Below are 15,402 nucleotides of genomic sequence, written 5' to 3' on the forward strand. Positions count from 1 at the left end.
ACGTTTCTCGGGAAGGTTCCCCACATGTCGTCTCGCCCTGCCATACGTCGCGCCGCTCTTGGCTGTGGCGGACTGCTTTTGGTTTCAATCTTGTTCCTCGCCGGTCTTGGATCTTGGGTCTTCGTCGGTACCGCTCCGCAGCGTACTAGCGAGGGGCCCGCGAACGCAGGAAGCATCGACGTCGACAAGCAACAAACGCTGCTCATTTTGGGCGTAGATGGCGACGGCAACACCATCGAGGGACAGCGCACCGATTCCATCCTGCTTGCCCGAATAATTGATGGCCGGGCGGATCTACTTTCTTTCCCTCGCGACTTATTGGTATCTATGCCTCCCTGCACCGACGAGTCCGGCGAGCAAAAGATCAACGGAATATTCGCCTTAGCGTCATCAGAGAACGGTATCGACGCTGGTGCGCGATGCTTGGCTGGCAAAATCGAGGAGATGACAGAGATTCCCGTCGACGACTACGTCGTAATGAACATGGAATCAGTTGTAACCCTCGTTGACCAATTAGACGGCATCGACCTGTGCCTGTCACCTACGGAAATCGAAGAAAGGGTTGTCCCAAGCATTACCGAGACTGGCTGTCATCATGTAAATGGCACTCAAGCAATGGAGTACGCACGAGCACGCAAATATGTTGACGACAGCTCGGACCTCAGTCGAATAGATCGGCAGCACGTAGTGCTGGAGGCCGTCACTAACAAAGCCCGCACAATAGATCCATTCTGGGAACTGCCACTCTTTATGCGCCTGGCGGGGACAGTGAACTCGATGACTGAGACTAGCTTGAGTCTCACCGAGGCTCGAGAGGTCACGCGAATGGCACGCACGATAGCTTCCTCCGACCTTGGTTCCACTCAGACCATTCCGATAATGCCAGCCGAGGATGGCGCCAGCCTCCGCTTGGCCCCCTCCGCTGACGCCTATTTCGCAGCCTTACAAAATGGGTCGCCGCTTCCCACGCAGGGATAGCCACCAAAGGACCGTTGCCGCTCCGCCCACTGCACCAGCTGTATTGAGGATGACATCGTCTAGTTGCGCAGTGCGGAACATGCACTCAACGAGCCCAAACCACTCTGTTGCTTGGATGACTTCGATGCTGAGTGATACTAGCGCGGCCGACGCTCCAATTCGTTTCAAACTCCACGTAGTCATAAGTGCCAAAAAAGCCCCTAAAGGGGCAAAAAGAACCGCGTTAAGTAGGTACTGCACGGTGTACACATTGACCAGCCGGGATATCCCAGTCCCTACCTGTGCCAAAGTCCAGGCGTGGATGAGCGATTCACCTGGAAAGTACTGAATCGCAGGGGGCTGGCTACAGTCCATTCCTGCAGGTACAGGAGACGGTGCAAGTGTGTAGGCTGGGACCGCACAAATGTAGGCCCAAAAGGGGAAACACCACCAAGGGGCGTCCGACTGATTGTCGGCGCGGCGAAAGAGGTTGATCGTCGAAAAAATTATGTACCCCAGAGCTACCGCTACCAGCCCGGGAGCCCCCCAGAGGACCCAAACCACGAATCAATGTCCTTCCGCACCCTCACAGCAATCACCAGAAATCTAAGTGCTAGCTGAGCAATAGAGAAGACTTCCATTAGTCATCCTAAACTATGCCTCTGCTAAACCCCTCAACCTACTGCGGTTCAGTCTCCCCAGTGATGCGGGCGGCAGCCTCCAGCAGCATCCAACCGGAGAGCTGGACGGAGAGGTCGCGCTCGTCGATTCGAATGACACCCATGGCTTCGGGGATCGAGGCGGGTGAAAGGCCGTAATTGTGAGGCAAGCGAGCGTCGGCGGTCCAGTCGGTGGCGAAGACAGGTAACCCGTCGACTTCGAGGCGGCGGTTCCATACTGATTCGGCGGAAGCCAGCACGAGGCGCGTGGCGATCTTTTTCACGGCCCGGTTGGCGGGGCTGTCGGAAGGCAGACGGACGGCGATATCGGCCAGGTAGCGGATGAGGATGCCCTTGAACAGTCCCCCGTCACCATCGCCTGTCGGCCAGTCGATGACACCCGCCGGGGTGGCCATATGGACGGCTACAGCTTGCACGAGGCCCCGGATGCGGGTGAGGTAGATCATCGCTTCATCGGCTCGTTCGGCATCCTGCACGCCGCCGATTTCCTCGTGGAGCTCAAACCCGGCGCGCTCGCGCAGCTTAAGAGCAATTTCCAAGCACGCTCCCAGTGCCACGCCCTGGCAATATGGGTGAATGTTGGAAACGATTTCGGGGCCGTGCATTCGCATGCGTAGGCCGTCCATCATGAGTCCGTCTTCGTTAATGAGGTTGTCAAACATCCAGTCGGTGATCTCGCGCGCTTGGTCGAGCCGACCGGTGCGTGCCATCATGATCGCGGCCGGGCCGTTGGAGGGGACGTTGTAGAAGGTTTCTCCGGTCCGCCAGGGGAGGACACCAGTGAGTGAATCTATTCCGGCGATGATGTTGTGTTCCAGCGGGGGCAGGGCGCGAGTGGGCGAGACGTCTTTGATTTTTCCGGCCCGTTCCATGGCCAGCGCCAACCAGGCTTTGTCGTCGTAGAAGTTGTTTTTGGTCAGCTTAGACAGGTTGCGCACTCGCACACCGGTGATGGTGTCGCGAATCTCGGTGCGGCGGGCGCGGGTGGGTCGCCGGAGTGCGGCATCGACCAGGCAGTCCAGGTAGTGGGCCTGCCACCAGTAGTGCCAGCGGATGAACAGGCGCTCCTTGGTCGTGGGAGGCCAGCTCACCACCGCGAGATTCGTGCGGGGCAGTCCCCAAAGTCGGGAGGCGTGCCTCTCACTGATCGCGGATTCCGCTAGGTCGGCGCGGTGCGCCCATTGTTCCTGCACATCTCTCCTGTCGTGGCCTGAGGGTGACTCGTTACCCCATGCTATTCACTTGTGGCGCACGGCGTCACCATGCCGCACCAAGGTCGGCGTGTTGCCGAATCCAGCTGTGCATCGCGATGCCGGCGGCCACCCCGGCGTTGATGGAGCGCGTCGAACCGAATTGGGCAATGGAGCAGGTCATCAGCGCGCCCTCGGCAGCCTCCGGAGTGATTCCCGGCCCTTCCTGGCCAAAAAGGAGCAGACATTTTCGGGGCAATTCCGCAGTCTCCAGCGGCACCGAACCTGGGGTGTTATCGATCGCGACGACGGTGATGCCCTCGCCAGCCGCCCACTCCAACAGCGAGCTCACATCGGGGTGGTGCATGAGATGTTGATAGCGGTCGGTGACCATTGCGCCGCGGCGGTTCCACCGTCGCCTACCCACGATATGGACGGTATCTACCGCGAAGGCGTTGGCGGTGCGGACGACCGTGCCGATGTTGGCGTCGTTTTCGAAGTTCTCGATCGCCACGTGCAGCGGGTGCCGGCGGGCGTCGATGTCCGCCACGATCGCCTCACGCGTCCAGTACCGGTACGCATCAACGACATTGCGGGTGTCGCCTTCCGCCAGGAGGGCGGCGTCGTAAAGCGGACTGTCCGGCAGCTCACCCTCCCAGGGGCCGACGCCGTGACGGCCCTCGCCCCACTCGGTGGGGCCTTTAGGCGAGTCCAAGGTCATCCAGGCCTAGAAGGTAGCGGTATTCCAGGCCCTCGGCCTTGATCACGTCACCGGCGCCCGTCGCCCGATCCACGACAGTAGCGACGCCGACAACCTCTGCGCCGATCTCCCGCAGCGCCGCGACAGCGGTGAGCGGTGAATTGCCCGTCGTGGTCGTATCCTCCACCACCAGCACCTTCTTCCTCACCACATCGGGCCCCTCGACGCGCCGCTGCATGCCGTGCTTCTTCGCCTCCTTGCGGACAACGAACGCGTTAATGTCGCGGCCAGGGGAATGCATTACCGCAGTCGCCACCGGGTCAGCGCCCAGCGTCAGCCCACCGACTGCCACGTAATCCCAATCCTCCGTGAGCTCACGCAACAACCGTCCGATGAGCGCCGAAGCTCGATAATGCAGCGTCGCCCGCCGTAAATCCACGTAGTAGTCAGCCTCTTTGCCCGAGGACAACGTGACTTTTCCGTGCACGATGGCGAGTTCCTTGACCAGTTCCGCGAGCTCTGCCAGGGCGATGGGATTAACTTCGAGTCGACTCATGCGTCTAAGACTAGTTGGCCCCATCATCAAAGATCGACGAACCCCGGCTCAGATCGCGCGGCATGCTCGTCCCCCGCTGCGTGGGCGCGGACCCGTCGCCAATCGGGTTCACCGTGTCCGTCCCCACATCACTGTGCTTGACGACGCCCCGCGCAACCGGCTGCATCCGAGTCGGCAAGGTCAGCGGTTCCTCCGGTCGTTGCACGACCGGTTCCACTTCAGCTACCAGCCGCGACTGCTCCACGAGGGTAAACCCTGGCGCGTCCGCGACAGGCATCTGCCGCGTGGGATCCAACCCATCCAGGTTGAGCACCTGGGTGGCGGTGGCGCGTGGCGGGAGGGCATGCGCGGCGTCGGCAAGCAAGGCGAGCGGGGCGAGCATGTCATCCCAGTCCGCAGCATGAGTGCCCCGGTCGGTCTGCGCTAGGACCCAATCTGCTTCCATCCACACCGCCGTCACCGTGCCCGGCATAACCTCCAGTGCCGTGGTGATCCGCTGATCGATGAGACGCTGAGCTACTCCGGTATCCGTAGCGAAGATCCGAAAATCCCCCACTTGAATCGCTTCGAAGAGGTCCTCTGAATCGCTATCCACCTCGCCTCGGCGAATATCCACCACCACGTCCGACGCCGATCCGCGACGCATCGCCATGACGTTGACCCCGCCGAGATCCATCAGTAGCAGTTCGTGCCCGTAGGCGTGCCCACTGACGATGTCCTTCGCCACCGCTCCCGCCGATGCCACCCCACGCGACCACTCATCGTTGAGATACTCATCGCTCCGCGCGAAATCGAATCCCTTTTCCTCCGCCCAAGCCTTACGCTCGCGGCGCAGAGCCCCCGGCAGACTGAGATTAGTGCGCAGTTGCTCCGGTTCCGCGGGCGCGGCGAACTCTTCGGGCGGCTCAAGGCGGCGGCGCTGCAGCGAATCGAGATACCACAGCGCAGCAGCCGCGAGAAGCGCGACTGCAGCGAAGAGGAAAGCGTAGGTGGCCATTGACATTGACCTTAGCTGTCACCCAACCCTGAATACGTGCGACATGCTGGGAAGATGTGCTCCCCGCTATTCCCCGCGCTCAACTGGGTTACGAGGGTTCGCCGACCACTGCGACCAACCACCGACGTAGTGCGAAGCCCCGCCGATTCCCGCATATTCCATCGCTGCGAGCGCCAGCGCCGAGTGGTTCCCCGAACCCGAGTACACAATCACTCCCTCCCCGCTGGTTACCCCGGCTAGCGCGAAACGCTCACGAATCTCCTCCGGAGTACGGAACGTGCGATCCTCGTTGAGCAGGTCACGCACCGGAACATTCACCGCACCGGGGATGTGCCCAGCCTTGAGATCCAGGACCTCCCGCTGACCAGCAAAGCGAAGCGGATCACGATTGTCCACCAGAATGCCCTCCCGGTTGACCACATCTTCAAGAGTGGATACCGGCATCGAATTGGGTTTGACCACAGCAGTAGCGTTGGCGGCGAAGTTACCCGGGCCACCCACGAGATCGAAGGTTTTCTCATCCCACGCCGCCAGGCCACCGTCGAGGATTTGTACGTTCTTCATTCCCGCCCAACGCAGAGTCCACCACGCTCGTCCGGCCAAGGGGCCGCGACCGTCGTCGTACACCACCACTTGGGAGTGCTCCTGCAAACCCCATTTGGTAAACCAGGCCTGGAGCTGATGCGGATCCGGCAGAGGGTTGCGCCCGCTACCCGATCCCGGCAAGCCAGCGAGCGCGGCCGTCGGGTCACAGAACAGTGCGGTCGGCAAATGGCCCTTTCGGTACAGCCGGTAGCCCTCCCCCTCGTCCGGCCCCCAGAGGACGGCGAGCACTGTCTGCTTGCGGCCGTGATAGATGTTGTCGTTCAGTTCGGTCGTGGAGACGATGATGCTCATGAAGATCAGTGTATGTGTGAGCTAGCTCAAACGCCGAGTACTCAACGCGGGCAGGAAGTCTCTGGGTGAAGTTTGTGCGGTACTTCCCGTATCCTCCCTCAGGTGAGTAACTTCCATCACGTCCTGGTGAACACCCTTATCGCCAACGTCACCACCAGCTACCTCTGGTTCGCCTTGACGTTCTGGGTGTACTTGGAAACCGGGAATGTCGGCCTCACGGGCGTGCTCAACGGCCTGTACATGGGATTGATCGCGGTCGGCTCCATCTTTTTCGGATCCATCGTCGACCACAATCGCAAGAAGAGCGTCATGATGTTCGCCGCCGTCGCCACGTTGGTCTGCTTCGCTGCGGCTGCCGCGGTGTGGGTTGCTGGCGTCACCCCGGGCCAGGTCGACGCCCGCGACCCTGCACTTCTCCTTTTTGCTGCCTTCGTCTTGTTCGGCGCCGTCGTCGAGCACATGCGCAATATTGCCCTGTCCACCACCGTCACCCTCATGGTTCCGGAAGACGAGCGCGACAAAGCCAACGGCCTCGTCGGCGCCGTGCAAGGAGCCGCCTTTTTCGCCACCTCCATTCTCTCCGGCGTCTCCATCGGATTCCTCGGCATGGAAACCACCATGTGGATCGCGCTCGCCCTTACCGTGGTTGCGCTCATTCACCTCATCCCGGTGAAGATCCCCGAACACGCCATCATCACCTCAACCGCAGCGACTTCCGACGGTCCGAGCGAGACTACCGTCAGCGCCGGGATCGACCTCCGCGGATCCTGGAGAATCATCCTCGCCGTTCCTGGCCTCCTCGCCCTGATCCTGTTCTCTAGCTTCAACAACCTCGTCGGCGGGGTCTACACCGCCCTCATGGACCCCTACGGCCTCGAGATGTTTAGCCCCCAAATTTGGGGCCTGGTCCTCGGCCTCACCAGCCTCGGCTTCATCTTCGGCGGCGCCATCGTCTCCCGAGTAGGCCTGGGCAAGAACCCCGTTCGCACCCTGCTCCTAGTCAACGTCGGCGTCGCCCTCCTGGGAATGGTCTTCGGCCTCCGCGAATGGTGGTGGCTCTACGCAGGCGGCATCTTCCTCTTCATGCTCACCATTCCTGCTGCCGAAGCCGCCGAACAAACGATCCTCCAACGAGTCGTCCCCTTCCGCCAACAAGGACGAGTGTTCGGCCTCGCCATGGCCGTTGAGATGGCAGCCAACCCCTTATCGACGATCGTCGTCGCCATCATCGCGCAGGCCTACATCATCCCGTGGATGGCCGGCCCCGGCTCAGAAGTTTTTGGGTGGCTCCTCGGCGAGGGCAGCACCCGCGGCATGGCCCTGATGTTTGTCATCTCGGGTGCCATCATGCTCGTCGTTGTGCTCCTAGCCTTCGCCTCCCGTCCCTACCGCAAACTTAGTGACTACTACGCCTCCACCAGCCAGGATTTGGCCACAGATTGAAAATGCCGTGAAATCACCAAAGCTCCCCACCTCCGCCCGGTGATGGGCAGGAGCGGGGAGCTACCGGTTTGCTAGCGGCTGGAGATGTCCAGGTGTTCGCCACCATCGGCAACATCCACGTGGACGGTGTCGCCGTCGCGGATGTCTCCGGCCAGTAGTTCCTTGGCCAGCTTGTCGCCAATGGCCTGCTGGATGAGGCGGCGCAGCGGACGAGCACCGTAGGCCGGGTCGTAGCCGCGGTCGCCGAGCCAGTGCTTGGCGGCGTCGGACACATCGAGGGTCAGGCGGCGGCTGGCCAGACGAGCGGCCAGCTGACGGATCTGAATATCCACGATGTGGGTCAGCTGCTCCTGAGACAGAGACTCGAAGATTACGACATCATCAAGACGGTTGATGAACTCCGGCTTGAAGGCACGCTTCACGGCTTCCATCATCTGCTCACGGGTTCCACCTGCGCCCAGGTTGGAGGTGAGGATGAGGATCGTGTTGCGGAAGTCCACCGTGCGGCCTTGGCCATCGGTGAGGCGGCCTTCGTCGAGCACCTGCAGCAGGATGTCGAAGACGTCCGGGTGTGCTTTCTCCACTTCGTCGAAAAGCACGACGGTGTAGGGGCGGCGTCGGACGGCCTCGGTGAGCTGTCCACCGGCGTCGTAGCCGACGTATCCGGGGGGAGCTCCCACGAGGCGGGCGACGGCGTGCTTCTCGCCGTACTCGGACATGTCGATGCGAACCATAGCGCGCTCGTCGTCGAAAAGGAACTCCGCGAGGGCCTTGGCCAGCTCCGTCTTACCCACACCAGTGGGGCCGAGGAAGAGGAAGGAACCGGTTGGTCGGTTCGGGTCGGCGACACCGGCGCGGGCACGGCGGACTGCATCGGACACGGCCTCCACTGCCTCTTGCTGGCCGACGACGCGGTTGCCCAGCACCATCTCCATGGCGAGGAGCTTTTCAGTCTCACCTTGGAGCATCTTGCCGGCGGGGATTCCCGTCCAGGCGGAGACGACCTCGGCGATGGTGTCGGGGGTGACCTCCTCGGACAGCATGGCGTTGTTGGAGCCCTCGGCGACGTTGGCCTCGGCCTCCGCTACTTCCTTCTCCAACTCGGGGATGCGGCCGTAGCGCAGTTCCGCGACGGTGCCGTAGTCGCCGTCGCGCTCGGCGATCTCGGATTCCTGGCGCAACTTCTCCAGTTCCTCCTTGGCCCCGCGAACCTTGTCGATGGAACCCTTTTCGTTCATCCAGCGAGCTTTGAGCTCGCCGAGAGTCTCGCGTTCGTCGGCAAGCTCTTGACGGAGCTTCTCCAGGCGATCCTTGGAGGCATCATCGGACTCCTTGCCCAGAGCCACCTCCTCAATCTCGAGGCGACGGACGACGCGCTCGAGCTCGTCGATCTCCTGCGGCGAGGAGTCAATTTCCATGCGCAGGCGAGAAGCAGCCTCGTCGACGAGGTCGATGGCCTTGTCGGGTAGGAAGCGGTTGGTGATGTAACGGTCCGAGAGAGAGGCGGCGGCCACCAGTGCGGAATCCTGAATGCGGACGCCGTGGTGGACCTCATAACGCTCCTTGAGTCCGCGCAGGATGCCAATGGTGTCCTCCACCGAAGGCTCACCAACGAAGACCTGCTGGAAACGGCGCTCCAGGGCGGCATCCTTCTCGATGTACTTGCGGTACTCATCGAGAGTCGTGGCACCGACGAGGCGGAGCTCGCCGCGAGCCAGCATCGGCTTAATCATGTTTCCGGCATCCATGGCGGACTCGCCGCTGGCACCGGCGCCGACGATGGTGTGGAGCTCATCGATGAACGTGACGATCTGCCCATTGGAGTTCTTAATCTCGTCGAGGACAGCCTTAAGGCGCTCCTCGAACTCACCGCGGTACTTGGCACCGGCGACCAGCGATCCCAGGTCAAGCGAGATGAGCGTCTTGCCCTTGAGCGACTCCGGGACATCTCCGGTGACGATGCGTCGAGCGAGGCCTTCCACGATGGCGGTCTTGCCCACGCCGGGCTCACCGATGAGGACCGGGTTGTTCTTGGTACGACGGCTAAGAACCTGCACCACGCGACGGATCTCGGAGTCACGGCCGATCACGGGATCGATCTTTCCCTCGCGAGCCCGGGCGGTGAGATCGGTGGAATACTTCTCCAGCGCTTGGAACTGCCCTTCCGGATCCTGGCTGGTCACCTTGGATCCACCACGCACGGTGGCGATGGCTTCCTTGATGGCGTCGTAGGTGGCGCCGCGATTGGTCAGCAGTTTCGCGGCGTCGGAATCACCGCGGGCAATGGCTGCCAGCAACACCTCGGTGGAGACGTACTCATCGCCGAGTTCGCCGGCCAACTCCTGGGCAGCGGTCAGGACGTTGAGGGCATCTCGGTTGAAGTTCGGGTTGGCCAGGTTACTTCCCTGGGCTTTGGGGTAGGAGCCGACGAGGGCATGTGCCTCGCGGGCAATCGTCTCCGGATCCACGCCGGTGGCTTTGAGGACCGGGGCGGCTATTCCATCCGGTTGATCCAAAATAGCGGACAGCAGGTGAGCCGGACGGATGTCCGGGTTGCCGTTCGCAGAGGCTTCTTGCAGAGCGGTTTGCAGGGCCTCTTGCGTCTTAGTTGTGGGGTTAAACGAGCTCATATGCTGCGTTTCCTTTCTCTTTAGTCAGTTTCTACTATGAGTAACGCTTCAAGAGTTGAGTCTGTTCCACTCAAGGACAACTTTTTTGAGTCCAGCAGGCTCAATTTTAGGTTCGCGGCCCACATCCCGCTACGTCCTGCGCCAAAGGTGAGATCAGTTTTCCTTTGCCGCCGCCTTCCGCTGCCTCCCCGGCGTCTGCTTCCGAGCGATGGGAACGAGCAGCACCACGAGCGCTACCAGCAGCGACGCCCAGCCAAACCCGGCGGTCAGTCCCGCCAGAACCGCGATTGGGGCAAGGATGGTCATCCCGATTTCGAAGGGCGCGAACCCAACGTAGGCCACGCCGTATTCATTGAGGGTGCCGGACTTCAGCTTCGGATCGACGATCTTAAGCAAGGCGATACCCGTGGCGACGGCCGCGGTAGACCAACCCCAGGAAAAGATGCCGCGTTCGAGCCAGTTCTCGCCAAAAAATTCCGGCGAGAGGACAAAGAAGAGGAACGCACAGTAGGCGATGCCGAGCAGGAAGAGGATGAGGAGGGGAACCCAGTAATCGGCAATCGCGGCGGGCACGATCGAGGCGACGCCAAAAGCGATGAGGTAGTCAGTGGCCGCTCCCGACATGGAACTGACGGTTTCTTTGTCCAGGTAGTCCTTTCTCCCCACAGCCCCGAGGAAGGTCCGCCCGATCAGCCCGATAACGAAGGACATCGCGAACAGCGGAATGGAGACGTTCGGGAAGAGGCTGGTGATTCCACCGTTGACCAGGTATGCAATGAGGACGGTCAGCAAGATGAAACCCAGGTGCAGGGCCAAGGGCTCAATGGCTGAAGGGTTCGTTGTCGCCTTGCCGATGGAGGGGCGCGCCTTGATGTCGTCGATATAACCGGAACGCAGGTCCCAGGGCAGCTTCTTCGGCATGGTCGAGGCCCGCCCGGTCCGGATGCCCCAGTTAGCGAAGATGAGCCCGCCGACGATCGCGGATAGCGTACCCACCGTCGCCGACATGAAGCCGAGCGAGCTGGCCACCATCGCCCCGGCCTCTTCCAGGGAAGAGCCGACCGCCGCAGCGGTGCCGAAGCCGCCCACGAAACCGACGGGCAGCATCATGCCGAACCACTCGTCGGTATTGAAGAATGGCTGGAAGAGGTAGACACCCAAGAGAATGAACAGGCCCCATTGGCCCATGAACATGCCCGTGGAGAAGGACCACATATTCTTTGCGCCACTGCGCACGGAGCCGGTCAGATCCATGGAGTAGGCCATCGAAGCGAAGACGAAAGCGATGAGAATAGAGGTATAGGTGCCGATCTGCGAGGAAAAGCCGATCCATCCGAGTACCTGCGGCCCCAGGACCAGACCCAACAGTCCGGCAGTGATGGAAGCTGGCATGAGCAGGCGCTGGAAGAGACCGATCTTTCGGCGTAGCACGTTGCCCACGATCATCAGCAGGGAGATCCAACCCACGTCAACGAGCAGGCTGTAAGGGGTATATTCCACGGTCTTCCTTCCGGCAACGTATAAGAATCTCGGCTTAAGTTTAGCGGGCAAAACCCCGCCGGCCCTGGCGCGGTGCGCAGGATCTCGGCGGGGTTGGACGTGAGAAGCGGGAACAACTAGTAGCGAATGGACATGCGTCCGTCGACCTTGCCGTGGCGCAGGTCCTCGAAAACACTGTTGACGTCTTCGAGCTTGCACTCATGGACGGTCGGCTTGATGTAGCCACGGGCGTAGAAGTCCAGCGCCTCCGCCAGATCCTGGCGAGTACCCACGAGGGAACCGCGGATGGTGAGCGCCTTGAACACGATCTCAAAGATCGGCGCGGGGAAATCTCCCGGGGGCAGACCGTTGAAGACGATGGTGCCACCCTTGCGCGCCATTCCGATGGCCTGACCGAAGGCTTGCGGGTGGACGGCGGTAACGAGGACGCCCTGCGCACCGCCGTCGGTGTACTCCTGGACTGCGTCGGCCGGGTCGGCATGCTTGGCGTTGACGGTGAACTCTGCACCGTGGTGTTTAGCCAGCTCTAGCTTGTCATCGGCGATATCGACCGCGATGACGCGCATTCCCATGGCCACGGCGTATTGCACCGCAATGTGACCCAGGCCGCCGACGCCGGAAATGACGACGAACTGTCCGGGCTTGGTCTCCGTCATCTTCAGGCCCTTGTAGACGGTAACGCCAGCACAGAGGATCGGGGCGACCTCGACCGGATCGGCGCCTTCGGGAATGATCGCGCAGTAGCGGGTATCCACAAGCATGTAGGTACCAAAGGAGCCGTTGACGGTGTAGCCGCCGTACTCGGCCTCGTTGCAAAGGGTTTCCCAGCCGGTACGACAGTGCTCACAGTGACCACAAGCTGACCAGAGCCAGACATTGCCAACCATGTCACCAACCTTGACGGGGTGCACACCCTCGCCCAGTTCTACGACTTCGCCCACACCCTCATGGCCGGGTACAAAAGGCGGTTGCGGCTTCACCGGCCAGTCGCCTTCGGCAGCGTGGAGGTCGGTGTGGCAGATGCCGGAAGCGTGGAGTTTTACCAGCGCCTGGTGACGTCCCGGCTTGGGCATGTCCAGGTCATGGAAAGCGAGTTCAGGGCCGAAGTCATCGACGACGGCGGCGCGGAAGGTCTGTTCAGTCATGTGGGATTCTCCTCTGTCGTTGGCAGTCCTTGGCGATAAACCCAACCGTACAAGAACTCTGGTGTGATGGGGGACACTTTTCTTATCGGTCATGCTTTTCATCACTCGGGGCCTGCCACATCCAAGGTTGTTGACACATCATCAATAACGAGTATTATGGCGCTCATGAGCCCCAAGGACCTGTTCCACCGCCACTTCCCGGCCACCGTCGTGGGCGCGGGGCAAGCTGGCCTGGCTGCAGCCCATGAACTGCGGCGCCGCGGCCTGCACCCGGGGTCCGACTTCATCGTGCTCGACGGAAACGAGGGCCCCGGTGGCGCCTGGCGTCATCGGTGGGACTCACTGACCCTCGGTAAAGCGCACGGCATCGCCGACCTCCCGGGGCTACCCATGCGGCGTCCAGACCCGCAGACTCCCGCCTCCCAGCTCGTCGCCGAGTACTACGGCACCTACGAAGAAGCCTTTGAACTGGCCGTCGTGCGACCCGCACCAGTCCAATCAGTCACTGCCAACTCCACCGAAGGGCCCTTGCAGGTCCACCTCCCAGAAGGAAGCTTCACTACCGACATCCTCCTCAACGCCACCGGCACCTGGGACAGTCCCTACATCCCCACCATTCCCGGCATCGCGACATTCCAAGGAACCCAGCTGCACACGCAGAACTTCCGCGCGAAGGAAGACTTCGCCGGCCAGCACGTCCTCGTCGTCGGCGGGGGCCTCTCAGCAGTGCAATTCCTCCTTGAGCTTGCCGACGTCGCCACTACCACGTGGGCGACCCGTCGCCCGCCGAACTTCACCACCCGGGAGTTCGACGCTGGCTGGGGCCTCGCCATAGAAAATGCAGTGCGAGAGCGCACCTTCGCCGGGCACACACCAGCATCAGTCGTCCGCACCACCGGCATCCCCCAGATCCCGGACTACCTCGACGGCGTCGCCGCCGGCACGCTGGTCTCCCGCGGCATGTTCGACCACATCACCCCGACAGGGGTGGTGTTCGGTCCGGTGGAAAGTGGCGAGGCGGAGGGCCTCGGGCCGTCGCAAAGCACAGAGTTGGCGGTACCCGAATCATGGGACCCCTTCCCGGCGGGGACGCAGTTGAAGGTGGACACCATCTTCTGGAACACCGGTTTCCGCCCCACGCTGCGACATCTCGCCCCACTGAGGCTGCGGGAACGCGGCGGAGGAATCCTGCTCAAAGACGAGGTCACGCCAGCGCGTGATCCCCGAGTGCTGCTCGTCGGATACGGCTCCAACGCCTCGACCGTCGGGGCAACCCGCGCCGGCAGACTCGCCGGCCGCCGGGCTGCTCACCATCTCACCCAACTAGTTTAAGGACAATCATGAAATCGTTCGGATTTTTGAGCTTCGGGCACTACGCCATCGGCAACCAAGCTGGCCCCGGTGCCGGTGACATGCTGAAACAAGCCTTGGAGCTGTCGCAGGCCGCCGATGAGATCGGCGTCAACGGCGCCTACTTCCGCGTCCACCACTTCGCCCCGCAGGGCGCCTCGCCCATGCCGCTGCTTGGCGCGATCGCCGGTTCCACCAAACACATCGAGGTGGGCACCGGTGTCATCGACATGCGTTACGAAAACCCCCTCTACCTCGCCGAAGAAACCGCCGCCCTGGACTTGCTTTCCGACGGTCGCCTCGCCATCGGCGTTTCCCGTGGGTCACCCGAGCCCGCCGCCCGCGGCTGGGAATCCTTCGGCTACACCGGAGCCAAAGACCCCAAGGGCGCCGACATGGCACGCGAGAAGTTCGAGAAATTCCTCGCCGCCATCGACGGCCACGGCATGGCCCGCGCCGCCTCCGCCGAGGACCAATACCCCCGCATGTTCCAGGCCGGAACACCCCTGCCCGTGTTCCCCCACTCCCCTGGCCTGCGTGAACACATCTGGTGGGGCGCTGGCTCTCGTCCCACCGCCGAGCAAGCCGCCCGCGACGGCGTCAACCTCATGAGCTCCACGCTGCTCACCGAAGCCACCGGACAATCACTATCGGAAATCCAAGCCGAGCAAATCCAGCTCTACCGCGACGCCTGGAGAGATGCGGGCCACGACTGGACCCCGCGCGTCTCCGTCTCCCGGTCAATCTTCCCGATCACCAACGACCGCGAACGCCAGATGTTCGGCCGCACCGAAGACTCCGACTCCGTCGGCATCATCGACGGCCTCAAGTCCACCTTCGGCCGCACCTACGCCGATGAACCCGACAAACTCATCGAACAACTGCTTGCCGACGAAGCCGTCCAAGCCGCCGACACCCTCATGCTCACCATCCCCAACCAGATGGGTGTCGACCTCAACCTCTCCATCCTGAGCAACTTCGCCGAGCACGTCGCCCCGTCCCTCGGTTGGCGGCCAAACACCGAAGGACCAGCAGTCGGGTACGCCGTCTAGGCAAAGTCCCGTGGATGTGCCATCGGTTCATTCGCCTTGCAGCCGCTCCGCGCCCCCAAGCACGCCCCTACGGAACCCGGAAATGCTCGCACACCACGGGCATTCCGTGTTCAAAGCCGGTGGGGGCTTTCGGAGCATTTCCTCCAGTGCCCCAGCGTTCGGCTTCCTTCTCCTTCGGCAAAGGCACGGGAAACAAGGACTTTGCTGAAAGAGTGAGCTTCCACGGAGGTCGTTTCAATTAGCACTTGGGGTAGTCCCGACCATCAAAAATGGTGCGCGGACTTCCCACTTCGGAAACAGCGTCG

The 15,402-nt window shown here is 62.0% G+C and carries 13 protein-coding genes and 1 pseudogene; 4 read left to right on the forward strand and 10 right to left on the reverse strand.

Going from position 1 to position 15,402, the window contains the following annotated elements:
• The first annotated feature begins 24 nt into the window (after positions 1-24).
• A complete protein-coding gene (locus CATRI_RS11905; protein ID WP_290217860.1) occupies positions 25-978 on the forward strand; it encodes an LCP family protein in 954 nt (317 codons plus the stop codon).
• Here the strand turns inward: CATRI_RS11905 and CATRI_RS13595 are convergent.
• The 6 genes from CATRI_RS13595 to CATRI_RS11930 all read right to left on the reverse strand — a co-directional run bounded on the left by CATRI_RS13595 (position 943) and on the right by CATRI_RS11930 (position 5,977).
• Complete coding sequence (locus tag CATRI_RS13595; RefSeq protein WP_353959725.1) at positions 943-1,521, reverse strand: VanZ family protein; 579 nt, start codon at positions 1,519-1,521, stop codon at positions 943-945. The genes CATRI_RS11905 and CATRI_RS13595 overlap by 36 nt on opposite strands.
• Before the next feature lie 115 nt (positions 1,522-1,636).
• Entirely contained in the window at positions 1,637-2,830 is a 1,194-nt protein-coding gene (locus CATRI_RS11910; RefSeq protein ID WP_290217862.1) for a glycoside hydrolase family 76 protein, read from the reverse strand.
• A 64-nt stretch (positions 2,831-2,894) separates the two neighbouring features.
• A complete protein-coding gene (locus CATRI_RS11915) occupies positions 2,895-3,548 on the reverse strand; it encodes a TrmH family RNA methyltransferase (RefSeq protein WP_290217864.1) in 654 nt (217 codons plus the stop codon).
• On the reverse strand, positions 3,529-4,083 hold the full coding sequence (pyrE, locus tag CATRI_RS11920) for an orotate phosphoribosyltransferase (protein WP_290217866.1): 555 nt from the start codon (positions 4,081-4,083) through the stop codon (positions 3,529-3,531). The genes CATRI_RS11915 and pyrE overlap by 20 nt, the downstream gene beginning before the upstream one ends.
• Positions 4,084-4,093: 10 nt before the next feature.
• Positions 4,094-5,080, reverse strand: coding sequence for a TtfA family protein (locus CATRI_RS11925; protein ID WP_290217868.1), 987 nt, complete (start codon positions 5,078-5,080; stop codon positions 4,094-4,096).
• 66 nt (positions 5,081-5,146) lie between these two features.
• Positions 5,147-5,977, reverse strand: a complete 831-nt coding sequence (locus tag CATRI_RS11930; RefSeq protein WP_290217870.1) for a sulfurtransferase — start codon at positions 5,975-5,977, stop codon at positions 5,147-5,149.
• A gap of 102 nt (positions 5,978-6,079) precedes the next feature.
• Here CATRI_RS11930 and CATRI_RS11935 point away from each other — a divergent pair, with 102 nt between their 5' ends.
• Positions 6,080-7,420 (forward strand): MFS transporter, encoded by a 1,341-nt coding sequence (locus CATRI_RS11935; RefSeq protein WP_290217871.1) that lies wholly within the window; start codon positions 6,080-6,082, stop codon positions 7,418-7,420.
• A gap of 71 nt (positions 7,421-7,491) precedes the next feature.
• On the opposite strand, the gene clpB is transcribed toward CATRI_RS11935, so the two are convergent.
• The 3 genes from clpB to CATRI_RS11950 form a co-directional block, all read right to left on the reverse strand.
• Positions 7,492-10,050 carry an ATP-dependent chaperone ClpB gene (gene clpB, locus CATRI_RS11940; protein WP_290217873.1) on the reverse strand — a complete coding sequence of 853 codons (2,559 nt, stop codon included), beginning with the start codon at positions 10,048-10,050 and terminating at the stop codon, positions 7,492-7,494.
• A gap of 153 nt (positions 10,051-10,203) precedes the next feature.
• Entirely contained in the window at positions 10,204-11,550 is a 1,347-nt protein-coding gene (locus tag CATRI_RS11945) for a sodium/glutamate symporter (RefSeq protein WP_290217874.1), read from the reverse strand.
• 116 nt (positions 11,551-11,666) lie between these two features.
• On the reverse strand, positions 11,667-12,695 hold the full coding sequence (locus tag CATRI_RS11950) for a zinc-dependent alcohol dehydrogenase (protein ID WP_290217877.1): 1,029 nt from the start codon (positions 12,693-12,695) through the stop codon (positions 11,667-11,669).
• Positions 12,696-12,860: 165 nt separating this feature from the next.
• Here CATRI_RS11950 and CATRI_RS11955 point away from each other — a divergent pair, with 165 nt between their 5' ends.
• Positions 12,861-14,027 (forward strand): NAD(P)-binding domain-containing protein, encoded by a 1,167-nt coding sequence (locus tag CATRI_RS11955; RefSeq protein WP_290217879.1) that lies wholly within the window; start codon positions 12,861-12,863, stop codon positions 14,025-14,027.
• A gap of 8 nt (positions 14,028-14,035) precedes the next feature.
• Positions 14,036-15,097 carry an LLM class flavin-dependent oxidoreductase gene (locus tag CATRI_RS11960; protein ID WP_290217880.1) on the forward strand — a complete coding sequence of 354 codons (1,062 nt, stop codon included), beginning with the start codon at positions 14,036-14,038 and terminating at the stop codon, positions 15,095-15,097.
• Positions 15,098-15,207: 110 nt separating this feature from the next.
• Here the strand turns inward: CATRI_RS11960 and CATRI_RS13665 are convergent.
• Positions 15,208-15,345, reverse strand: a pseudogene (locus CATRI_RS13665) (hypothetical protein); the annotation flags it as partial.
• Positions 15,346-15,402 lie beyond the last annotated feature (57 nt).

The organism is Corynebacterium atrinae (genome assembly GCF_030408455.1).
GTDB classification, from domain to species: domain Bacteria; phylum Actinomycetota; class Actinomycetes; order Mycobacteriales; family Mycobacteriaceae; genus Corynebacterium; species Corynebacterium atrinae.